This window comes from Actinokineospora sp. PR83 (assembly GCF_021056305.1).
In the GTDB taxonomy this organism is placed as follows: Bacteria; Actinomycetota; Actinomycetes; order Mycobacteriales; family Pseudonocardiaceae; genus Actinokineospora; species Actinokineospora spheciospongiae.
Window position 1 is genome coordinate 1 of record NZ_JAJCXD010000036.1, and the last position, 21,644, is coordinate 21,644.

Consider the following 21,644-nt stretch of genomic DNA (forward strand, 5'->3'; position numbering starts at 1 on the left):
GGTCCGGCCCGCGGCGGCGGCCAGCGCCGGGGCGGGCAGCGCGGCGCCGAGCAGCCGCACCGCGACCCCGCGCTCGGCCAGCGCGGCGCGCACCACGTACAGCGGCAGGCCGTAGCGCTCCCCCGGGGCCCCGCACAGCAGCACCCGGGCCTGCCCGCGCACCGGCGGGGCCGCCCGGACCACCTCGGTCAGCACGCACTCGGTCAGCAGGTGGGCGACCTCGGTGCCCTCGTCGGCCGGGTGCGTCCAGCCCACCCCGACCGCGGCCAGCACCGGCCCCACCAGCTCGTCCCACACCCACAGCACGCCCCGGTCGGCCAGGGCGGCGGCCAGCGCGGCGGTCACGGTGGCGTCGTCCATGGCCAGCACCGCGCGGACCAGCTCGCGCACCCGGGGCCCACCACCGGGCGGCCCGCCGCGGACCCGGGCGGCGACGGCGTCCGGGTCGGGCAGCTCCAGGTCGACCAGCGCGGCCGGGTCGGCGGAGACGCGCAGCGCGTACTCGGCGGCCTCGGCAGGGGCGGCGCCCTTGAGCAGCGCCCGGCGCATCAGCTCCAGCCTGGCCAGGTCGGCGGGGGCGTAGCGGCGGTGCCTGCCGGTGGTGCGCCCGCTCGGGCCCAGGCCGTAGCGGCGGTCCCAGGTGCGCAGCGTGGCGGGGGCGACGCCGAGCCTGCGCGCGACGGCGGCGACCGGCAGCGTCGGCTCCGCCCCGGACGCCGACTCTCCGGGACTCCCGGGCGCGGTTTCGGTCGGCACTCCCCCATCGTCGGGTGACTCCGGACGACCGGCAACCGGACGGACGAACACGCTGCGTCAACCGGCGAATGCCGATCGGCTGAACCGCGCAACCGATGAGTCGATCACCCTTGAACAAGCATTGGCGCGGTTCTAGCGTGTAACACGTTGAGCCGAATGGAGTAATTCGCTCCACTCGGGACGGCGGACAGACACAGATTCCCTGTGACTATGGAGGCGGCGGCAATGGCGGACACTCGCAGGCTTCCCGGGCCGAACGCCGATGTGTGGGACTGGCAGCTCGACGGGTCCTGCCGGGGCATGGACAGCGCGTTCTTCTTCCACCCGGACGGCGAACGCGGACCGGCGCGGGCCCGGCGGGAGGCGAAGGCGAAGGCGATCTGCCAGGCCTGCCCGGTGCTGTCGCTGTGCCGGTCCCACGCACTGGCGGTGCACGAGCCCTACGGGATCTGGGGCGGGCTCTCGGAATCCGAGCGCGAGGCGATCATCAAGACCGACAAGCGCTCGCTCGCGGTGGCCTCGCACTGAGGTCCCCGGGAACGCGAAAGGGCCCGACCGGCACCACGCCGGTCGGGCCCTTCGTCCGTGCGGCCGGGGTCAGTGCCCGTGGCCGTGGCCGTGCCCGTGACCTGCGTCGGCGGGCTCGTCTTCCTTCTTCTCCACGACCGCGCTCTCGGTGGTGAGCACCATGCGGGCGATCGAGGCGGCGTTGGCCACCGCGGAGCGGGTGACCTTCACCGGGTCCACCACGCCGTCGGCGAGCAGGTCGCCGTAGGTCAGCTTGGCGGCGTTGAAGCCCTGGCCCCAGGGCAGCTCGCGCACCTTGTTGACCACGACCGCGCCCTCCTGGCCGCCGTTCGCGGCGATCCAGAACAGCGGCGCGGACAGCGCCTCGCGGACGATGCGCACGCCGGTGGCCTCGTCGCCGGTGAAGCCGAGGTCGCCGTCGAGCTCCTTGGCCACCTGCACCAGCGCGGAACCGCCGCCGGGGACGATGCCCTCCTCGACCGCGGCCTTGGTCGCCGCGACGGCGTCCTCGATGCGGTGCTTGCGCTCGGCCAGCTCGGTCTCGGTGGCCGCGCCGACCTTGACCACGGCGATGCCGCCGGAGAGCTTCGCCAGCCGCTCCTGGAGCTTCTCGCGGTCCCAGTCGGAGTCGGTGGCCTCGATCTCCTTGCGGATCTGCTCCACCCGGCCGTCGATGTCGGCCTTGGCGCCCGCGCCGTCGACCAGGGTGGTGTCGTCCTTGGTGACCACGGCGCGCCGGACGGTGCCCAGCGAGTCGAGGGTGGCCTCGGACAGCTTCAGGCCGATCTCGGCGGAGATGACCTGACCGCCGGTGACGATCGCCAGGTCGTCGAGGAACGCCTTGCGGCGGTCGCCGAAGAACGGCGCCTTCACCGCGACGGCCTTGATGGTCTTGCGCAGCGCGTTGACCACCAGGGTCGACAGCGCCTCGCCGTCGACGTCCTCGGCGACGATCAGCAGCGACCGGCCGCTCTCGGCGACCTTCTCCAGCACCGGCAGCAGGTCGGCCAGGGCGGAGATCTTCTCCCGGTGCAGCAGGACGTAGGCGTCCTCCAGCACGGCCTCCTGCGCCTCCAGGTCGGTGGCGAAGTGGGCGGAGACGTAGCCCTTGTCGAACTGGATGCCCTCGGTGACGACGAGCTCGGTGGCCAGCGTGGAGGACTCCTCCACGGTGATCACACCGTTCTCGCCGACCTTCTCGATGGCCTCGCCGAGCAGGGCGCCGATGGAGGCGTCCCGGGAGGCGACGGTGCCGACCTGGGCGACGTTGTCGCGGCCCTTGACCGGGGTGGCCTTGGCCTTGAGCGCCTCCACGACCGCGTCGGACGCGGCCTGGATGCCCTTGCCGATGGCGGTCGGGTTCGCCCCGGCCGCCACGTTGCGCAGGCCGATGCGCACCAGCGCCTGGGCCAGCACGGTCGCGGTGGTGGTGCCGTCACCGGCGACGTCGTTGGTCTTGGTGGCGACGTTCTTGGCGAGCTGGGCGCCGAGGTTCTCGAAGGAGTCCTCCAGCTCGATCTCGCGGGCGATCGTGACGCCGTCGTTGGTGACCATCGGGCCACCGAACTTCTTGGCGAGCACGACGTGGCGCCCGCGCGGGCCGAGGGTGACCTTGACCGCGTCGGCGAGCTTGTTCACACCGCGCTCGAGGGCCCGACGAGCGTCCTCGTCGAAACTGATCTGCTTGGGCATTGTCCCTCTCCTGTACGCGAAACGCCCCGGTCGGGCCCCCGAACGGGGCCGCCGGGGCGTTCAGCGTGTGGGTACGTCTTAGTTGATGACAGCCAGCACGTCGCGGGCGGAGAGGATGAGGTACTCCTCGCCGTTGTACTTGACCTCGGTGCCGCCGTACTTGGAGTAGATGACGACGTCACCCACGGCCACGTCCACCGGGACGCGGTTGCCCTTGTCGTCGATCCGGCCCGGGCCCACCGCCACGACCTTGCCCTCCTGGGGCTTCTCCTTGGCAGTGTCCGGGATGACCAGGCCGGAGGCAGTCGTAGCCTCGGCCTCGCTCGCCTGGACGACGATCTTGTCCTCGAGCGGCTTGATGTTCACGCTCACCGCTGTGACCTCCACGGGTCGTCGAAAGCGTTGGCAGGTTGATGGCGGCGGAACCCCTCACGAGGCTCCACCAACGGCTCCTGCCACCCCGCCGTCGCGGGTGCCGGGGCGGTACTGGCGCCGTGCATCTAGCACTCTACCCACGCGACTGCTAACGCTGCAACGGGGTCCACCGAGATGGGACAGGAAAGCTCCGCGTAACGGGGCTGTGACTTTCGGCGATAGCGGCTCCGTGGGCGACCAAGCGGTGGGCGCGGGGGTGATCCGGCGGGCCGGGGTGGGTGATTTCCCCCGGCTGCGGGAGATCGAGGTGGCGGCGGGGGCGGCGTTCCGCGACGTCGGGATGCCCGGCATCGCCGAGGACGCGCCGCCGTCCGATGCGGACCTGCTGGTGTTCGTCGACGCGGGCGCGGCGTGGGTGTCCGAGGTGGACGGCGTGGTGGCGGCCTACCTGGTGGCCGAGCGGGTCGACGGGCGGGTGCACGTCGCGCAGGTGAGCGTGGACCCGGTGTTCCGGGGGTTGGGGCTGGGGGCGGCGCTGATCGACCACGTGGACGACGGGGGCGGGGTCACGCTGACCACGTTCGCCGACGTGCCGTGGAACGCGCCCTACTACCGGCGAATCGGTTTCCGGGTCGTCGAGCCGACCGGGGGGTTGCGCGAGGTCGTGCGGCGGGAGGCCGAGGCGGGGCTGGACCCGGCCACCCGGGTGTGCATGGTCAGGGGCTGAGGACCCGCAACACGGCCTCCCGGCCCGCCGCGACGGCCGTGGTCATCAGGGCCGTGTCGCGGGTGAGCCTGCCGACCTCCGGCACCCCGGCGGCGGGGCGGACCTCCAGGACGGCGGGGTCGGTGGCGAGGTCGCGGTCGTCGGCTTCCTGGCGGGCCGCCCGGCCCTCCCAGGACGTGAGGGCGCCGGGGGCGACGCGGTCGAGGTAGCGGGAGACGACGCGGCCCTCCAGGCGCGACGGCGGGCCCGCGGTCCAGCCGGTCTGGCGGGTGCGCAGGACCAGGACGTCGGTGAAGCCCTGCGCCAGCGGGGTGCGGAACGGGATGGCCTCGGCCAGTCCGGCGTCGATGAAGGTCCGCCCGCCCAGGCGGACCGGGGGCCCGGAGAGCAGGGGCAGGCCGGTGCTGGCGCGCAGGGCCAGTTGCAGGGTGCGCTGGTCGGTGATCATCGGGTGCAGGTCGGTCGCCGCCCCAGTGGCGGTGTCGGTGGCCAGCGGGTGGAACGTGGTGGGGTTGGCCAGGATCGCGGCGAAGTCCATCGGGATGCTCTCGTAGACGACCTGGACCAGGTGGGTGGTGTCGACCACGGGACCGAGGCGCAGCGCCCGCCAAGGGTTGGTGACGCGGCGGATGACCGCGGGGTCGTCCCAGGCCATGACGTCGGGCCGGGCCTGCCCGGCGAGGAACCAGGCACCGTTCAGCGCGCCCGCCGACGAGCCGAACACCGCGTCGAAGCACGCCGCGTAGCCCAGTTCCGCCAGGGCGACGACCATGCCACCGGAGAAGGCGCCGCGGCTGCCGCCGCCCTCAACGGCCAGGGCCAGGCGGTGGCCGTCGGCGCGGGTGCCCGAGGCGCGGCGGGATTGCAGGAGCGAGATCACCGGGTGCACAGACCGAACCTAGGGCCTGTCCTCGAAGCCACCCCGCCAACCCCACAAACCGGCCACCCGCCACGCCAAACCCCACCGGCGCAGCGACAACCAGCCACCCCCGCAACCACCTGCCAGTCACCAAAACCTCACCGGCGCAGCCGCTAACCGGCCACCCTCGCAACCGCCAGCCCGGCTACGCAGATGTCCGGGTGGGTGGATGTGTTTGGCCGGGGGTGGCGATCATGTGCAAGCCTGCTCGGGCTGTGGGGCATCCCTTCAGCCCCACTCGGTCACACTGGGCACATGATCGCCATAGGGGCCCCGGCCAAACACATCCACCCAGCCGGGCACCCCCACCAAACGACCGGCCTTGAGCCGGAGCACACGGCGTAGTCCAGGCGAAGCGCATCCACCCAGCCGGGCACACCCACCACAACCCCGGCTAGGCCACGGCGCAGGTCATGCCGAGAAGCCCGTGTACGCGCGCATGACCTGGGCGACGCCCAACCCTCACCAAGTCCTCACCCGGAAGTGGGGCGCGGGTCACCGACCACGGGCGAGCATGGCGAACCGGTAACCACCACGTACCGGAGGTCCCCCACCATGTTCCCCACCCGCCGCTCCGTCCTCTTCGGTGGTGCCGCCGCCGTCGGCCTCACCGCCGTCGGGCTGCCCGCCCTGGCCGCCACCGGCACGACGCCCCGGCTGGCCTTCCCGTTCACCCTGGGCATCGCCTCCGGCGACCCGTCCGCCGACGGCGTGGTCCTGTGGACCCGGCTGGCCCTCGACCCGCTGGCCCCGGACGGCCACGGGGCGATGCCGAACCGGGTGGTGCCGGTGCAGTGGCAGGTGTCGACCGACGAGCGGTTCACCCGGGTGGTCCGGGCCGGGGTGGAGTTCGCCCGCCCGGAGACCGCGCACAGCGTCCACGTCGAACTGGCCGGGCTGCGGCCGGGCACCGAGTACTTCTACCGCTTCCGCGTCGACGGGCACCTGTCGGCGACCGGGCGGACCCGCACCGCCCCCGCCGCGGGCGCCCTGGGCCAGGGGCTGACCATGTGCTTCGCGTCGTGCTCGCACTACGGCGAGGGCTTCTTCACCGCCTACCGCCGCCTGGCCGAGGACCAGCCGGACCTGGTCCTGCACCTGGGCGACTACCAGTACGAGTACGCCGCCAAGGCCGCCGACGTGCGGGTGGTGGTGGGACCGGAGACGCGGACGCTGGCCGACTACCGGCTGCGGCACGCGCAGTACAAGTCCGACGCCGACCTCCAGTTCGCCCACCAGGTGGCCCCGTGGCTGGTCGTGTTCGACGACCACGAGATCGAGAACAACTGGGCGAGCGACATCCCCGAGGCGCCGGACCCCGCGTTCCCGGCGCGCAAGGCCGCCGCGTTCCAGGCCTACTACGAGAACATGCCGCTGCGCCGGGTCAGCAGGCCGCGCGGAGCGGAGATGCAGTTGTTCCGCCGGGTCCGGTGGGGTTCGCTGGCGACCTTCCACATGCTCGACACCCGCCAGTACCGCGACGACCAGGCCTGCGGCGACGGCACGAAGGTCGACTGCGGGGAGCGGCTGGAGCCGACCCGCACCATCACCGGCGCGGAGCAGGAGAGGTGGCTGCTCGACGGGCTGCGCACCTCGCGGGCCCGGTGGGACGTGCTCGGCCAGCAGGTGTTCTTCGCCCAGCGCGACCTCACCGCCGGTGAGCGGCAGGGCTTCAGCATGGACTCCTGGGACGGGTACAAGGCCAGCCGCGACAAGGTCGCCTCGGCGCTGGGCGGCACCCGCAACGGCGTGGTGCTGACCGGTGACGTGCACCGGCACTGGGCCGGTGAGGTCAAGGAGAGCTACGACCGGCCGGACTCGCGCGGGGTGGCCACCGAGCTGGTCACCACCTCCATCACCTCGACCGGTGACGGCGACGAGAGCACCAGCGCGACCGTGCTCGCGGAGAACCCGCACCTCAAGTTCTTCAAGAACCGCCGCGGGTATGTGCGCACGAAGTTCAGCGCGGGCGAGCTGCGGGCCGACTTCCGGACCCTGCCGTACGTGCGGACGGCGGGCGCCCCCGTGGAGACGGCCGCGAGCTTCGTGGTGGAGGACCGCGTTCCCACCCTCAACCGGGTGTGAACGCCCCACCTGGTAGGCCGTAAGAGCGCGAACGATTGACTGGCGCGGCCTCCCGGCAGGAGAGTGAACGGCGATTCGACCGTCCCTGCCTGCCGGGAGGCCCCCGTGTCCCGCACTCTGGCCCTGACCGTCGCCGCGATCGCGGTGGCGGGGGTGGCGGCGCCCACCGCCTACGCCGCACCCTCGACGCACCCCACACCCACCGCGCACGCCGCACCGCCCCAGCCCACCAGCCAGCGCCAAGCCGCGTTCCGGGCCGCCGCCGCGGAGTTCGGTGTGCCCGAGCCGGTGCTGCTCGGCGTGTCCTACCTGGAGTCCCGTTGGGACGCCAACGGCGGCACCCCCAGCACCGCCGCGGGCTACGGCCCGATGCACCTGACCGACGTGCGCGCCGCCAACCCGGGCGGGCACCACCACGACGGCACCGAGGACGCCCGCGGCGACGCGGCCCGCCCGGCGCTGCTCCCCGAGCCCGGCGACCTCGACACCGACGCGCCCGCGCTGCGCACCGTCGACCTGGCCGCCTCGCTCACCGGCGTCGACCCCGCGACCCTGCGGTCGGACCCGGTGGCCAACATCCGCGGCGGCGCCGCCCTGCTCGCCGCCCACCAGCGCGACCTCGGCGGCCCGACCGGTGATCCCGCCCGCTGGTACGGCGCGGTGGCCCGCTACAGCGGCGCGACCGAGGCGGGCGCCGCGTCCGCCTTCGCCGACGAGGTCTTCTCCGTGCTGGCCACCGGCGCGGACCGCACCACCGACGACGGGCAGCGGGTGCACCTGGCCGCCACCCCGGTCACCCCGGACCGCTCGGTGCTGGGCCGGATGGGCCTGACCGCCGCAGGCGGTTCCGGGGTCGAGTGCCCGCGCAGCCTGGGCTGCGAGTCGATCCCGGCGCCGTACGAGGAGTTCGACGGCGACTACGGCAACCACGACATCGCCGACCGCCCGGCCAGCCAGAAGATCGACTACATCGTCATCCACGACACCGAGGCCACCTGGGACACCACGCTGCGGCTGGTGCAGGACCCGACTTACGTGAGCTGGCACTACTCCCTGCGCAGCGCCGACGGGCACATCGCCCAGCACGTGCCGACGAAGGACGTCGCCTGGCACGCGGGCAACTGGTACGTCAACGCCAAGTCCATCGGCCTTGAGCACGAGGGCTTCGCCGCCCAGGGCACCTGGTACACCGAGGCGATGTACCGCACCTCGGCCAAGCTGGTGCGGTACCTGGCGGAGAAGTACCGCATCCCGCTGGACCGCCAGCACGTCATCGGCCACGACAACGTGCCGGGCACCGTTCCGAGCACGGTCGCGGGGATGCACTGGGACCCGGGCCCCTACTTCGACTGGTCGCACTACTTCGACCTGCTCGGCGCCCCGTTCCGCCCGGCGGGCCGGGGTTCGGGGGTCGTCACGATCAAGCCGGACTTCGCCGCGAACAAGCCCGCCTTCACCGGCTGCACCGAGGCGGGCGCCCCGTGCGCGCCGCGCGGTTCCAGCTCGGTGGTCCTGCGCAGCGCCCCCAGCGACACCGCCCCGCTGCTCAACGACGTGGCCCTGCGCCCGGACGGCTCCCCCGCCACCCTGGGCGTCTCCGACATCGGCAGCCGGGTCGACGCGGGCCAGCAGTACGCCGTCGCCGACCGCCGCGGTGACTGGACGGCGATCTGGTACCTGGGCCGGAAGGGCTGGTTCCACAGCCGCGACGCCATCCCCGGCCGCGCCGCGACCGTGTCCGCGAAACCCGGGCGGGCCGCTGTTCCCGTGTACGGCCGCGCGTACCCGGAGGCGTCGGCGTACCCGGCGGGCATCCCGGCGCAGGCGGTGACCCCGTTGCAGTACTCGCTGCCCGCGGGCCAGCGGTACGCGGTGGGCCTGACGACGCCGTCGGAGTACTACTGGGCCACCACGTTCGACCCGGCCACGCACACCGTGGTCCGGGGTGAGCGGTACGTGCAGATCCAGTTCGGCCACCGGGTCGCGTACGTGCGCGCGGCGGACGTCGTGTTCTCGTAGGCCGGTTCCCGCAAACCCGAGCGGCCCCGGGGAAACCCCGGGGCCGCTCGGTGTTTGGTCCCGCGCTCGCGAGGCGCGGGCTGCGTCCCCACCAGGAATCGAACCTGGACCGCCGGTTCCGTAGACCGGCGCCCTCTCCGTTGGACCATGGGGACAATCGACCGGGAGCGCGGCGCACGGAACGCTCCCCCGGTCGACCGCACCGGACCGAGATGTTGTTGCGGACAAGGTTTCCCGCCCGTGCGCGGGGTGAACCGACAACGAAAAAGCCGCCCTGGCCGGCGAACCGGGGGGCGGCTTCCGAGTGACCGTCAGGCGGTCACGGGGAAGCCCGGTGGGTGCTGGCCGAATCGCTCGGCGTTGCAGTACCGCATCGTGCTCCTCCCGGGTCGGTCGCTGTCGTGGACGACTATGGCGGGCGGACCGCCCCGCCCGCAACGGATTTAGCCGCGTTCAGACCGACACGGTGCCCACCGGCAGACCCGGGGTGGCCGAGAGGTCCAAAGAGGACGGTTTGACGCCCGCGGCGACCAGGTGGGCGCCGAGGGCGGCGACCATGGCGCCGTTGTCGGTGCACAGCCTCGGCTTGGGGACGCGCAGGGTGATCCCGGCCGCGGCGCAGCGCTCGGCGGCCAGGGCCTTGATCCGGGAGTTCGCGGCGACCCCGCCGGAGACGACCATGGTGCCGATGTCGAACCGCTCGGCCGCGCGGACGGCCTTGGCGGTGAGGACGTCGGCGACCGCCTCCTGGAAGGACGCGGCGACGTCATCGATGGGGACTTCCTCGCCGTCGCGCTCGCGGGCCTCCACCCAGCGGGCGACGGCGGTCTTGAGGCCGGAGAAGGAGAAGTCGTACTCCGCGTCGCGCGGGCCGGTCAGGCCGCGGGGGAAGGCGATGGCCCTGGGGTTGCCGCGCTGGGCGGCCTTGTCGATCGGCGGGCCGCCGGGGTACGGGAGGCCGAGGACGCGGGCGACCTTGTCGTAGGCCTCGCCCGCGGCGTCGTCGATGGTGGAGCCGATCTCGGTGATCCGGGTCGCCAGGTCGTCCACCCGCAGGAGCTGGCTGTGGCCGCCGGAAACCAGCAGCGCCAGGCACGGCGAGGGCAGCGGGCCGTGTTCGAGGGTGTCGGCGGCGACGTGGCCCGCCAGGTGGTTGGCGCCGTAGAGGGGCACGCCCAGCGACAGCGCGTAGGCCTTGGCTGCCGACACGCCGACCAGCAGCGCGCCCGCCAGCCCTGGCCCGCTGGTGACCGCGATGGCGTCCACATCGGACAGCCCCAGCCCGGCGACCTCGAAGGCGCGGCGCATGGTCGGCACCATCGCCTCCAGGTGCGCCCGGCTGGCCACCTCGGGCACCACGCCGCCGAAGCGGGCGTGCTGCTCGACGCTGGAGGCCACCTCGTCGGCCAGCAGCTCCATGCCACCGTCGCCGTCGAGCCGGACGACGCCGACGCCGGTCTCGTCGCAGGAACTCTCGATGCCGAGGATGATCGTCACGTGCTCTCCTTCAGCCGGGCGGGCCTGGCCATGGTGAAGGCGTCGGCGCCGGAGGGCTGGTAGTACCGCTTGCGGAGTCCGACGGTGGTGAAACCGTGCGCCTCGTACAGGGCGATGGCGCCCGCGTTGTCCGTGCGCACCTCCAGGAAGACCTCGGCGGCCTCTCGGTCGGCGCGGTCGAGCAGGGCGCGCAGCAACATCCTGCCGACACCGCGGCGCTGGTGGGCCGGGTCGACGCCGATGGTGTGGACGCTGCCCTCCATGTCGCCGGGCCGCCCGGCCAGGGACAGCCCCGCGTACCCGATGAGCTGATCGCCCGCGTAGGCGCCGAGGTAGTGGTGCCCCCAGTCCAGCTCGGTGGCGAAGGCGTGCTCGCTCCACGGGTCCTCACCGGGGAACAGCTGCTGCTCCAGCTCGGCGCAGCGGCGCAGGTCGGTCCGGCGCAGCGGGGCCAGCCGGACGGTGGGGCCCGGCTCGCTCACGGCCTGGTCACCCGCTTGCGCGCCCCGGGCTCGACCGCGTCCGGCCTGCGCAGGTACAGCGGGGTCAGGTCGCCGGGCTCGGCGCCCGCGCGCAGCACCGCCGCGGCGGCGGTCACCAGCCCGACCGGGGTGGGGTGCTCGGGCCCGACCACCGGCAGGCCGAAGTCGAAGACCCGGGCCCCCGCCACCCGCGTCACGCCCAGCTCGGCCAGGCGCCCCGCCAACTCGGCGGGGGCGACGACGTCCGGACCGGCGGTGCGGGTGCCGCCCGGGCCGTAGGCGGCCCAGTAGACCTCGCGGCGGCGGGCGTCGGTGACCACCAGCAGCGGGTCGCCGGTCGCCTCGGCGGCGATGGCGTCGAGGGAGCAGACCGGGTGCACCGGGCGGTCCAGGGCGTGCCCGAGGGCGGCGGCGGTGACCATGCCCGCCCGCAGCCCGGTGAACGGTCCCGGCCCGGTGCCGCAGACCACCGCGTCGACCTCCGCAAGCGCTTTCCCCGCGGCGGCGAGGGCGTCGCGCACGTGCGGGGAGAGCAGTTCGCCGTGCGCCTTGGCGTCGACGGTCACCCGCTCGGCGAGCAGGGTCGGCGGCCCGTCCGCGGGCAGGTCGAGGACACCGGCGGTGACCGCGGGGGTGGAGGTGTCGACAGCGAGGACCAGCACGGTCGTCAAGGGTACGAGGCCGCCCCTAGCGGCCGAGTGGTGCCCTCGTCGACGTGATCGTGGCAACTGCCCGCGAGCCCGGCCCCCACTACAGTCCGAACGGTGCTGCTGCCCACCCTGTCCGACCCGACCACGCGCGAGGCGGTCCGGTTCGGCGACGAGGTCCTGACCTTCTCCGAGCTGGCCGACGCCGCCAGGGCGGTGGTCTCCCGGCTCGGCGGTGCCCGGCGGGTCGCGGTGTGGGCCACCCCGAGCCCGCACACCTGCCTGGCCGTCGTCGGCGCCCTGGTGGCCGGGGCGACGGTCGTGCCGCTGAACCCCAAGGTCGGTGAGCGGGAGCTGGCGCACATCCGCACCGACAGCGCCCCGGAGCTGGTGCTGGCGGCACCCGGCGCGGACCTGTCCGGCGGGCTGGCCGGGCTGGCGCGGGTGGACGTGGACCTGGCCGCGCGCGAATCCGGGCCGCTGCCGGAGGAGGCCGACCCGGAGTCGCCCGCGTTCATCGTCTACACCTCGGGGACGACCGGGCCGCCGAAGGGCGTGCTGATGCCGCGGCGGGCCATCGCGAGCAACCTCGACGCGCTGGCCGACGCCTGGGAGTGGACCGCCGACGACGTGCTGGTGCACGCGCTGCCGCTGTTCCACGTGCACGGGCTGGTGGTGGGGGTGCTCGGGCCGCTGCGGCGCGGGGGCGGGGTCCGGCACATCGGCCGGTTCGACTCGGCGGTGATCGCGGCCGAGCTGGCCGGTCCGGCCACGATGATGTTCGGGGTGCCGACGATGTACCACCGGCTGGCCGCCGACTGCGAGGCCGACCCGGCGGTGGCGGCCGGGGTCGGGCGGGCACGGCTGCTGGTGTCCGGGTCGGCGGCGCTGCCCGCCTCCGACCACGCGCGGATCACCCGGGCCACCGGGTTGGCGGTCGTGGAGCGGTACGGGATGACCGAGACGCTGATGAACACCAGCGTGCGGGCCTCCGGCGACCGGCGCCCGGGGACCGTGGGCCTGCCGGTGGACGGGGTGGAGCTGCGCCTGGTCGACGACGACGGGGTGCCGTTCGCCGAGGCGGAGACCGTCGGCGAGATCGAGGTCCGCGGGCCGAACCTGTTCCTGGGCTACCTCAACCGGCCGGACGCCACCGCGGCGGCGCTGCACGACGGGTGGTTCCGGACCGGGGACATGGCGGTGCGCGAGGCGGACGGGTACGTGCGGATCGTCGGGCGGCGGGCCACGGACCTGATCAAGAGCGGCGGGTACAAGATCGGCGCCGGGGAGATCGAGAACGCGCTGCTGGAGCACCCGGGGGTGGCCGAGGTCGCGGTGACCGGGGAACCGGACGACGACCTCGGGGAGCGGATCGTGGCCTGGGTGGTGCCCGCGGGGCCGCCGCCCGCCCTGGCGGAGTTGGCCGACCACGTGGCGCGGCTGCTGTCGCCGCACAAGCGGCCCCGGGTGGTGCGGTACCTGGAGTCGTTGCCGCGCAACGAGATGGGCAAGGTCACCAAGCGAGCGCTCGGTGCCTGACGGCGGGGCCCGGGAGGTCCTGGCCGCTGTCGCCTCGCAGTTCACCGAGTTCACCGCCCCGGCCGGTTCCGCCGCGGTGGACGGGCCGCTGGGGTGGGCCGGGTACGACGACGCCCGGGTGCGGGCGGTGCAGCGGTCCGGGGAGAGCGAGTCGGTCGTCTGCGGGGTGGGGCGGGTCGGCGGGGTGCCCGCGGTGCTGGTGGCGTTCGACTTCCGGTTCCTGGGCGGGTCCGTGGGGACCGCCACCGGCGACCGGATCGAGTACGCGTTCCGCCGGGCCAGGGAGACGCGGACACCGCTGGTGTCGCTGATCGCCACCGGCGGCAGCCGGATGCAGGAGGGGATGCTGTCGCTGCGGCAGTTGCAGCGGATCGCCCGGCAGTCGGTGCTGCTGCGGGAGGCCGGGGTCGCGCAGGTCTCGGTGCTGCGCGACCCGACGACGGGCGGGTTGTGGGCGTCGCTGGGGGCCGGGGCGGACGTGGTGCTCGCCGTCGAGGGGGCACAGGTGGGGTTCGCCGGGCGGCGGGTCCGGCCACCCGCCGTCACCGACGACCCGGCGTACACGGCGGAGGGGCAGTTCGCCGGGGGCCACGTCGACGAGGTGTGCTCGGCGGAGTCGCTGGGTGAGGTGGTGGCGGAGTGGTTGCGGCTGCTGACTTCCGGGACACCTGACCCGGCCGAGGTGCCCCGGGCTCTGGGGTCGGTGGAACTGCCCGCTGATGGGTGGGCCGCGGTGACCGGGGCGCGGGCCGCGTCCCGACCGCGGGCGGAGGCGTACCTGGACGACTACTTCGACCTGCGGCGGGAGATCCGCGGGGACCGCGCGGGCGGGGTGGACGCGGGGATGCTGTGCGGGATCGGGCTGCGGGGGCGGCACGCGGTCGCCTTCGCGGCGCAGACCGGCACGGCCACCACACCCGCCGGGTTCCGGACCGCGTCCCGGCTGGTGCGGCTGGCCGAGCGGCTCGGGTTGGCGGTGCTGACCCTGGTGGACACGCCGGGTGCCGCGAACGACGCGGTGGCCGAGCGGGCGGGGGTCGGGGCTGCGATCGCGGAGTTGTTCGGGGTCGTCGGCGGGGCGCGGGTGCCGGTGACCACGCTGGTCATCGGTGAGGGCGGGTCCGGTGGGGCGCTGGCGCTGGCCGCGCCCGAGCGGACGTGGATCGCGCCGGACGCCTACTTCTCCGTCATCGCACCGGAGTTGAGCGCGGCGATCCTCAAGCGGGTGCCGGAGGATGTGGCCGCGTTGTCCGATCAGTTGCGGTTGCGGCCGCAGGATCTGGTTGAGCTTGGGGTGGTTCGGGGGATCGCCGCTCGTTAGGCCGTGCTCGGGTGGTGGATCTGCTCAGCCGTATTGGTTTACAAGCCCGGGAGTTTTCGGGGCGTGCCCGGGTGGGTGGATCTGCTTGGGCGGGGCCCCTACGCCGATCATGCGCCCAGTGTGACCGAGTGGGGCGAAAAGATGCCCCACAGCCCAAGCAGGCTTGCACATGATCGGCACCCCCACCCAAGCACATCCACCCACCCGGGCATTTCGTAGCCGGGCCGGCGGTTGGTGGGGTGGTCGGCTTTCGCTGCGCCTGGTGGGGTTGCGGGTGGCTGGCCGCCTGGCCGTCGGTTCGTTGGGTGATCGGCGGCTGCGCGGGGTGGGGTTCTGGGTGCTGGGCGGTTTGCCAGGTCCTAGAGCCAGGTGTCCAGGACGTCGGGGAGTTCCGACAGGGACTGGATCACCGCGTCGGGGGCCACGTCCACCGGGACCTGTTGGACCGCCGGGATGGTGCTGTGCGGGATGAGGACCGCCTTCATCCCCGCCGACTTGGCGCCGCTGATGTCGTCGTACGGGCGGTCGCCCACGTAGACGCACTCGGCGGGGTTGTCCACGCCCACCGCGCGCATCGCCGCCTCGAACGCGGCCCGGTGGGGTTTGGTGTGGGCGAGGTCGCTGCTCCAGACGCGGGCGTCGAACAGGTCGCGCACGCCGTCGCGGTGCAGGACGTGTTCGTGCCAGTCGGCGGGCCAGGCCGTGGAGGACAGGACGCCGGTGAGCAGGCCCCTGTCCTTCAGGGCTTGCAGCATGGGGGCGGCTTGCGGGTCGGTGTGGGTGGCCCGGTCCCAGTAGCGGCGGAAGGCGTCGAGGGCCTGGTCGTCGTGTGGGCCGCCCGCGTTCTCCAGGACCTCGGCGAGGGTGAAGGCGCGGTGTTCCTCGCGGACCCGCAGCCACAGGGCGTCCTCGGCGGCGAGGGTCGTGGTGGCGAGGGTCGACGCCCGGTCCGGGTCGTCGGGGTGGACGACGTCGGCGTAGGCGCGCCAGGCGGCCAGGTGGTCCATGGTGACCCAGGGGGTGAGGGTGCCGCCCCAGTCGAAGATCACTGCGCGCATGGGGGCAGCCTAGGGGACCGGGTTCGGTCGGGGGAAAGGGAAATCGACGCGGTCCACCCAGGTGCCGTGCGGTTCCAGGGTGAGCGTGCGGGTGTCGTCGGGGTGGCGGGTGAGGCGGACGACGAGGTGGTCGGGGGTGAGGCGGTCGGCGCTGCCCTCGCCCCACTCGACCACCACGGCCGAGTCGACCAGTTCGCTGTCGAGGTCCAGGTCGTCCAGCTCGTCCAGGTCGCCGCCGAGGCGGTAGGCGTCCACGTGGATGAGCGGGATGCCCCGGGGACCGGCCGGGTGCTCGCGGGCGATGACGAAGGTGGGGCTGCTGACCCGGCCCCGCACGCCCAGCCCGGCGGCGATTCCCCGCGTCAGCACGGTCTTCCCCGCACCCAGCGGGCCCGCCAGCAGGACCAGGTCACCGGCGCGCAGGGCCTCGCCCAGGGCGTGGCCGAAGGCTTCCGTGTCTTCCGGGGTGCGCAGCGACAACTGCTCGGGCACGGTCCCTCACTTCCTCGTCGGAGCCGCGCCCTCGGAGTCCGCGCCGCGACCGCGGGCGCACTCGCGCAGCAGGGTGGTCAGGTGCCCGGTGACCAGGTCGGGCTGTTCCAGCATGACGGTGTGCCCCGCCCCCGGGACCTCGACCAGGGTGGCGTCGGGCAGTTCCAGGGCGATGCGCTCGGAGTGGGAGAAGGGGGTCATCCGGTCCTCGTCGCCGCCGAGGACCAGGACCCGGCAGTGCTTGAGGCCCGCCAGGGCGGCGTAGCGGTTGTGGCTGCCCAGGGTGTCGGCGAAGTCGGCGAGGACGCGGACCGGGGTGGCGTCGAGCATGGACACCAGGAAGTCGACGGCCGCGGGGCTCACGTCGCGGCTGCCGAAGCCCAGGACGCGCGTCCCCCGGCGGGTCAGGCGCCCGCCCGCCGACCGGACCAGCTCCACCAGGCGGGGCTGCCGGTCCGCGACGGCGCCGAGGAGCCGGACCGTGGGGTTGTACTTCGACAGCAGCGGCCGGGGCAGGCCGGACTTGCCGACCTCGCCCGCGGAGGTGCCGATGAACGCCACCCCGCGCACCCTGTCGGCGAACAGCGCCGGGTCGCGCTCGGCCAGCGCCATGATCGTCATGCCGCCCATGGAGTGCCCGACGAGGACCAGCGGGCCGGTGGGGGCGACGGCGCGGATGACCTCGCCGAGGTCGGCGGCGAGCTGGTCGATGGTGCTGGTGTCGGCCCGCGCCCTGGCGGAGCGGCCGTGGCTGCGGTGGTCGTAGAGGACCTGGTGGACCCGGGGGTCGGTCAGCGCGGCGAGGTCGCGGCGCTGGAAGTGCCAGCAGAGCCTGCTCATGGCGAAGCCGTGGACGAGGACCGCGGTCAGCGCGGGCTCGCCGCCGTCGTCGGGGTCGACCTCCTCCACCGACAGGGCCAGGCCGTCGGCGGTGGTCACCGTGGACTCGCGGGTGGGGGCCAGCCCGCCCAGGCGCTCACCCGGGTCCGGTTCCGCGGACCCGCGGCCCCTGGCGACGCGGACGGCGACGGTGGCGCCCGCGGCGGCGACGCCGACCGCGGCGCCGACCAGGCCCGCCCAGCCCGCGCGGTTCACGCCGCCCCCGGGTACCGCCGCACCACGCGGGGGCGGTACATGCCGGTGACGACCTCGTAGTCGATGGTGCCGATCGCCTCGGCCCACTCGGTGGCGGTCGGTTCGCCGCGCGACCCGTCGCCGAACAGCACGACCTCCGCGCCCACGGCCACCTCGTCGTCGCCGCAGTCGACGACGACCTGGTCCATGCAGACCCGGCCGCGCACCGGGCGGCGGCGGCCCGCGAGCAGGACCTCCATCCGCCCCGACAGCAGCCGGGGGACGCCGTCGGCGTAGCCGACCGGGACCAGGGCCACCGTGGTGTCGCGGTCGGCGGTCCAGGTGTGCCCGTAGGAGACGGACTCGCCCGCCGGGAGGCGCTTGGTCAGCGCGACCGACGAGCGGAACGACATGACCGGGCGCAGGTCCTCGCGCTGCGGCACCGGGTTCAGCCCGTACATGGCGATGCCGACGCGGACCATGTCGAAGTGCAGGTCCGGGCGGAGCAGGGTCGCCGCGGAATTGGCCAGGTGCCGCTTGGGGGTGAGCCCGGCGGCCAGGGCGACGTCGTGGGCGTCGGCGAACCGCTTGGCCTGGGCGTCGACGGAGGGGTGGTCGGGTTCGTCGGCGCAGGCCAGGTGCGACCAGATCGCGTAGACCTCGTTGTCCGAGGCGGCGGCCGCGGCGACCAGCTCCGGCCAATCCCGCGGCGGGCAGCCGTTGCGGCCGAGCCCGGTGTCGATCTTGAGGTGCAGCCGGGCGCCGGACAGGCCGCGCAGTTGGTCCACACTGGACACGCCGAGGTCGATGCCCGCGGCCACCCCGGCGGCGAGGTCGGTGCCCGGGGTGTCCAACCAGGACAGCACGGGCGCGTCGATCCCGGCCGCGCGCAGGGCCAGCGCCTCGTCCAGGGAGCAGGAGCCGAGCCAGGTCGCCCCGGCCTCCAGCGCCGCCCTGGCCACCGGGACGGCGCCGTGGCCGTAGGCGTCGGCCTTGACCACGGCCAGGGTGTCCGCGCTCCCGGCGCGGGCGGCGAGCAGGGCGACGTTGTGCCGCAGGTGGTCGAGGTCGACCACCACCTCGGCGCGCACGGGGTTCTGATCAGCCATGACGGCGGTCATCGTCGCACACCAGGTCGCGGATGGCGGCGGTCACCGCGTCCCCGATCCGGGCCGCGGACGCGGGGGCGCCGTCGGCGGCCAGCTCCCCCGCCCGGACGTGCAGGTAGGCCGCCGCACCACCCGCGAGCACCGGGTCGAGCCCGGCGGCGAGCAGCGCGCCGACGATGCCGGAGAGCACGTCGCCGGAGCCCGCGGTGGCCAGCCAGTGCGAGCGGGCCTGGTTCACCAGCACCCGCCCGTCCGGCCCGGCGACAACGGTCGCGTGCCCCTTGAGCAGCACGGTCGCGTTCAGCTCCGCGGCCAGGGCGCGGGCGGCGGCGACCCGGTCGGCGCCCAGGGTGATGCCGCGCGGTTCGGCGATCCGGGCGAACTCGCGGTCGTGCGGGGTGAGCAGCACCGGGGCACCCGGGTCGCGGGCGTCCCACAGCTCCGGGTGGTTGGCGAGCAGGGTGATCCCGTCGGCGTCGACCGCCGTGGGCACCCCGGCGTCGAGCACGTGCCGCAGCACGTCGCGGGCGGCGTTGCCGGTGCCCATGCCGGGACCGGCCACCCACGCCTGCACCCGGCCCGCGTCGGTGACCGAGCCGGTGACGACGACCTCCGGGTAGCGCCTGCTGACCTCCTCGGCGGCCGACCCGGCGTACCGGGTCATGCCCGAGGTGGCGCGCACCGCCGACCCGGTGGCCAGCACGGCCGCGCCCGGGTAGGTCGACGACCCGGCGGTGACGCCGACGACGCCCTGGGTGTACTTGTCGTCGGACTCCCCCGGCAGCGGCCAGGCGGCGGCCACGTCCGCGCGGTCGAGGACGGCGAAGTCCGGGTCGGTCAGCTCCAGGCCCAGGTCGACCAGGTGCACCTCGCCGCAGCGGGCACCGGCGAGGAAGTGCACCGGCTTGTACCCGCCGAAGGTGACCGTGGCCGCGGCGGTGACCGCGGGCCCGTCGACGGCCCCGGTGTCCGGGTCGACGCCGCTGGGCAGGTCCACGGCCAGGATGGGCGCGCTGATCCGCTCGACCACCGCGGCGGCGTCCGGGCGCAGCGACCCGCGCGCGGACAGCCCCACGATCCCGTCGATGACCAGGTCGGCCGGGACCACCCCGGTCACCACCCGCCCACCGGCCGACCGGAACGCGGCCAGGCCCTCGGCGTGCGCGCGGTCGGGGGCGAGCAGCAGCGCGCTCACCCCGACCGACCGGCGCCGCAGGTACGCGCCCGCCCACAGGGCGTCGCCGCCGTTGTTGCCCGCGCCGACGAGCAGCAGGACCCGGCGGCCCGCCACCCCGCCGGTGCGCTCGGCCAGCATCCGCCGCGCCCGCCCGGCCAGCCCCCAGGCGGCGCGGCGCATCAGCGCGCCGCCGGGGGTGACGGCCAGTACCTTCTCCTCGGCCTCGCGGATGCGGCCGGTCGACCACGCGCCTCGCACGACCTACTCCACGGTGACGGACTTGGCCAGGTTGCGCGGCTTGTCCACGTCGTAGCCGCGCGACCGGGCGATCTCCGCGGCGAGCACCTGCAACGGCACCGTCGACACCAGCGGTTGCAGCAGCGTCGGGACGGCGGGCACCTCGATCAGCTCGTCGGCGAACGGGCGCACCGTCTCGTCGCCCTCCTCGGCGATGACGATGGTGCGCGCGCCGCGGGCCTGGATCTCGCTGATGTTCGACACCAGCTTCGAGTGCAGCACCGCCCGCCCCTTCGGCGACGGCATCACCACCACCACCGGCAGGCCCTGCTCGATCAGCGCGATCGGCCCGTGCTTGAGCTCACCGGCGGCGAAGCCCTCGGCGTGCATGTACGCCAGCTCCTTAAGCTTGAGCGCGCCCTCCAGGGCCACCGGGAAGCCGACGTGCCTGCCCAGGAACAGCACCGCCTTGGCGTCGGACAGCTCGCGGCCCAGCGCGCGGACCTGCTCGCTGGTGCCGAGCACGGTCCGCACGGCCGCGGGCATGGCCTCCAGCTCGTGGAACTCGCGGGCCACCTCGTCGGGGTACTTGGTGCCGCGGGCCTGGGCCAGGGCCAGGCCGACCAGGTAGTTCGCCGCGACCTGGGCCAGGAACGCCTTGGTGGAGGCGACCCCGATCTCCGGGCCCGCGTGCGTGTAGAGCACCGCGTCGGACTCGCGCGGGATCTGGGCGCCGTTGGTGTTGCAGACGGCCAGCACGCGCGCCTTCTGCTCGCGGGCGTGCCGCACCGCCTCCAGGGTGTCGGCGGTCTCCCCGGACTGGGAGATCGCCACCACCAGGGTCGCGCGGTCGAGCACCGGGTCGCGGTAGCGGAACTCACTGGCCAGCTCGACCTCGACCGGTAGCCGGGTCCAGTGCTCGATGGCGTACTTGGCGACCAGGCCGGAGTGGTAGGCCGAGCCGCAGGCCACCACGAACACCTTGTCGACGTCGCGCAGGTCCTGCTCGGAGAGGCGCTGCTCGTCGAGCACGATCCGGCCGCCGACGAAGTGCCCGCGCAGGGTGTCGGCGAGCGCGGTGGGCTGCTCCTCGATCTCCTTGAGCATGAAGTACTCGTGGCCGCCCTTCTCCGCGGCCGACAGGTCCCAGTCGACGGTGAACGGCTTCGCGGGCGCGGGCTCCCCGGCGAAGTCGGTCACCTCGTACCCGTCGCGGGTGATCAGCACCACCTGGTCCTGGCCCAGCTCCACGGCCTGGGAGGTGTGCTCGATGAACGCGGCCACGTCCGAGGCGAGGAACGTCTCCCCGTCGCCGATCCCGACCACCAGCGGCGAGGACCGGCGCGCGGCGACGATCAGGTCCGGGTGGTCGGCGTGGGTGAACACCAGGGTGAACGCGCCCTCCAGCCGACGGCACACCGCGCGCACGCTCGCCGGGAAGTCCCCGGCGGTCTCCCCGGTCGCGTAGGCCAGGGCGACCAGGTGCGCGGCGGTCTCGGTGTCGGTGTCGCTGATCAGCTCGACCCCGGCCGCCTCCAGCTCGGCGCGCAGCGCGGCGAAGTTCTCGATGATCCCGTTGTGCACCACGGCCACCCGCCCGGTGGCGTCGCGGTGCGGGTGGGAGTTGCGGTCCACCGGCGCCCCGTGCGTGGCCCACCTGGTGTGGCCCATCCCCGCGGTGCCCGCGAACCCGTCCCGGCCCACCTCGTCGAGCCGCGCTTCCAGGTTGGCGAGCCGACCTGCCTTGCGCTCGACCGCGAGCCCACCGTCCGCGAGGACGACAACACCCGCAGAGTCATATCCGCGGTACTCGAGCCTGCGCAGTCCGTCCAACACGACGTCCAGCGCGGGCCGGTGCCCGACGTATCCCATGATTCCGCACACCCGACCAGGGTAGCCGGCCGCGCCGG

The 21,644-nt window shown here is 74.2% G+C and carries 19 protein-coding genes and 1 tRNA gene; 6 read left to right on the forward strand and 14 right to left on the reverse strand.

Translation table 11 applies throughout. The features are described from left to right. Positions 1 to 756, reverse strand: a 756-nt coding sequence (locus tag L6E12_RS12520) for a MerR family transcriptional regulator (protein WP_236228074.1), incomplete at its 3' end; no start/stop codon positions are given. Positions 757 to 981: 225 nt separating this feature from the next. Between L6E12_RS12520 and L6E12_RS12525 the strand changes: the two genes are divergently transcribed. Next, on the forward strand, positions 982 to 1,284 hold the full coding sequence (locus L6E12_RS12525; protein WP_035279988.1) for a WhiB family transcriptional regulator: 303 nt from the start codon (positions 982 to 984) through the stop codon (positions 1,282 to 1,284). 69 nt (positions 1,285 to 1,353) lie between these two features. On the opposite strand, the gene groL is transcribed toward L6E12_RS12525, so the two are convergent. Next, positions 1,354 to 2,976, reverse strand: a complete 1,623-nt coding sequence (gene groL / locus L6E12_RS12530) for a chaperonin GroEL (protein ID WP_236228075.1) — start codon at positions 2,974 to 2,976, stop codon at positions 1,354 to 1,356. A 78-nt stretch (positions 2,977 to 3,054) separates the two neighbouring features. Beyond that, positions 3,055 to 3,348: a co-chaperone GroES gene (gene groES, locus L6E12_RS12535; protein WP_035279986.1), complete on the reverse strand. Its 294-nt coding sequence runs from the start codon at positions 3,346 to 3,348 to the stop codon at positions 3,055 to 3,057. Positions 3,349 to 3,580: 232 nt separating this feature from the next. Here groES and L6E12_RS12540 point away from each other — a divergent pair, with 232 nt between their 5' ends. Next, complete coding sequence (locus tag L6E12_RS12540) at positions 3,581 to 4,078, forward strand: GNAT family N-acetyltransferase (RefSeq protein ID WP_308074760.1); 498 nt, start codon at positions 3,581 to 3,583, stop codon at positions 4,076 to 4,078. Here the strand turns inward: L6E12_RS12540 and L6E12_RS12545 are convergent. Continuing rightward, positions 4,068 to 4,967 (reverse strand): patatin family protein, encoded by a 900-nt coding sequence (locus L6E12_RS12545; protein WP_236228076.1) that lies wholly within the window; start codon positions 4,965 to 4,967, stop codon positions 4,068 to 4,070. The two genes, L6E12_RS12540 and L6E12_RS12545, sit on opposite strands and share 11 nt — an antisense overlap. A gap of 585 nt (positions 4,968 to 5,552) precedes the next feature. On the opposite strand from L6E12_RS12545, the gene L6E12_RS12550 reads away from it, so the two are divergent. Together L6E12_RS12550 and L6E12_RS12555 are read left to right on the forward strand one after the other, a co-directional pair. After that, positions 5,553 to 7,082 carry an alkaline phosphatase gene (locus tag L6E12_RS12550; protein ID WP_236228077.1) on the forward strand — a complete coding sequence of 510 codons (1,530 nt, stop codon included), beginning with the start codon at positions 5,553 to 5,555 and terminating at the stop codon, positions 7,080 to 7,082. A 105-nt stretch (positions 7,083 to 7,187) separates the two neighbouring features. Beyond that, positions 7,188 to 9,101: an N-acetylmuramoyl-L-alanine amidase gene (locus L6E12_RS12555; protein ID WP_236228078.1), complete on the forward strand. Its 1,914-nt coding sequence runs from the start codon at positions 7,188 to 7,190 to the stop codon at positions 9,099 to 9,101. Between the two features lie 83 nt (positions 9,102 to 9,184). Here the strand turns inward: L6E12_RS12555 and L6E12_RS12560 are convergent. From L6E12_RS12560 to tsaB, 4 genes are all read right to left on the reverse strand, one after another. Further along, positions 9,185 to 9,256, reverse strand: a tRNA-Arg gene (locus tag L6E12_RS12560). Between the two features lie 298 nt (positions 9,257 to 9,554). Next, entirely contained in the window at positions 9,555 to 10,598 is a 1,044-nt protein-coding gene (gene tsaD / locus L6E12_RS12565; protein WP_236228079.1) for a tRNA (adenosine(37)-N6)-threonylcarbamoyltransferase complex transferase subunit TsaD, read from the reverse strand. After that, entirely contained in the window at positions 10,595 to 11,080 is a 486-nt protein-coding gene (gene rimI / locus L6E12_RS12570) for a ribosomal protein S18-alanine N-acetyltransferase (RefSeq protein ID WP_236228080.1), read from the reverse strand. Before rimI ends, tsaD begins: the two co-directional genes overlap by 4 nt. Further along, positions 11,077 to 11,742, reverse strand: coding sequence for a tRNA (adenosine(37)-N6)-threonylcarbamoyltransferase complex dimerization subunit type 1 TsaB (gene tsaB / locus L6E12_RS12575; protein WP_236228081.1), 666 nt, complete (start codon positions 11,740 to 11,742; stop codon positions 11,077 to 11,079). The genes rimI and tsaB overlap by 4 nt, the downstream gene beginning before the upstream one ends. Before the next feature lie 102 nt (positions 11,743 to 11,844). On the opposite strand from tsaB, the gene L6E12_RS12580 reads away from it, so the two are divergent. Together L6E12_RS12580 and L6E12_RS12585 are read left to right on the forward strand one after the other, a co-directional pair. After that, a complete protein-coding gene (locus L6E12_RS12580) occupies positions 11,845 to 13,266 on the forward strand; it encodes an acyl-CoA synthetase (RefSeq protein WP_374201864.1) in 1,422 nt (473 codons plus the stop codon). Beyond that, positions 13,259 to 14,587 (forward strand): carboxyl transferase domain-containing protein, encoded by a 1,329-nt coding sequence (locus L6E12_RS12585; protein WP_236228082.1) that lies wholly within the window; start codon positions 13,259 to 13,261, stop codon positions 14,585 to 14,587. The genes L6E12_RS12580 and L6E12_RS12585 overlap by 8 nt, the downstream gene beginning before the upstream one ends. 359 nt (positions 14,588 to 14,946) lie before the next feature. Here L6E12_RS12585 and L6E12_RS12590 read toward each other — a convergent pair whose 3' ends face one another. Genes L6E12_RS12590 through glmS form a run of 6 tightly spaced genes read right to left on the reverse strand, consistent with a single transcriptional unit; the run spans position 14,947 to position 21,618 of the window. After that, complete coding sequence (locus L6E12_RS12590; RefSeq protein ID WP_236228083.1) at positions 14,947 to 15,645, reverse strand: HAD family hydrolase; 699 nt, start codon at positions 15,643 to 15,645, stop codon at positions 14,947 to 14,949. A gap of 9 nt (positions 15,646 to 15,654) precedes the next feature. Continuing rightward, positions 15,655 to 16,137, reverse strand: a complete 483-nt coding sequence (gene tsaE / locus L6E12_RS12595) for a tRNA (adenosine(37)-N6)-threonylcarbamoyltransferase complex ATPase subunit type 1 TsaE (protein ID WP_236228084.1) — start codon at positions 16,135 to 16,137, stop codon at positions 15,655 to 15,657. A gap of 6 nt (positions 16,138 to 16,143) precedes the next feature. Continuing rightward, the gene (locus L6E12_RS12600; RefSeq protein WP_236228085.1) at positions 16,144 to 17,232 is read right to left on the reverse strand and encodes an alpha/beta fold hydrolase; all 1,089 of its coding nucleotides are present in this window, start codon (positions 17,230 to 17,232) and stop codon (positions 16,144 to 16,146) included. Continuing rightward, a complete protein-coding gene (gene alr, locus L6E12_RS12605) occupies positions 17,229 to 18,320 on the reverse strand; it encodes an alanine racemase (protein ID WP_236228086.1) in 1,092 nt (363 codons plus the stop codon). The genes L6E12_RS12600 and alr overlap by 4 nt, the downstream gene beginning before the upstream one ends. Beyond that, on the reverse strand, positions 18,313 to 19,755 hold the full coding sequence (locus tag L6E12_RS12610; RefSeq protein WP_236228087.1) for an NAD(P)H-hydrate dehydratase: 1,443 nt from the start codon (positions 19,753 to 19,755) through the stop codon (positions 18,313 to 18,315). The genes alr and L6E12_RS12610 overlap by 8 nt, the downstream gene beginning before the upstream one ends. Before the next feature lie 3 nt (positions 19,756 to 19,758). Next, positions 19,759 to 21,618, reverse strand: coding sequence for a glutamine--fructose-6-phosphate transaminase (isomerizing) (gene glmS / locus L6E12_RS12615; protein WP_236228088.1), 1,860 nt, complete (start codon positions 21,616 to 21,618; stop codon positions 19,759 to 19,761). Positions 21,619 to 21,644: the final 26 nt, after the last annotated feature.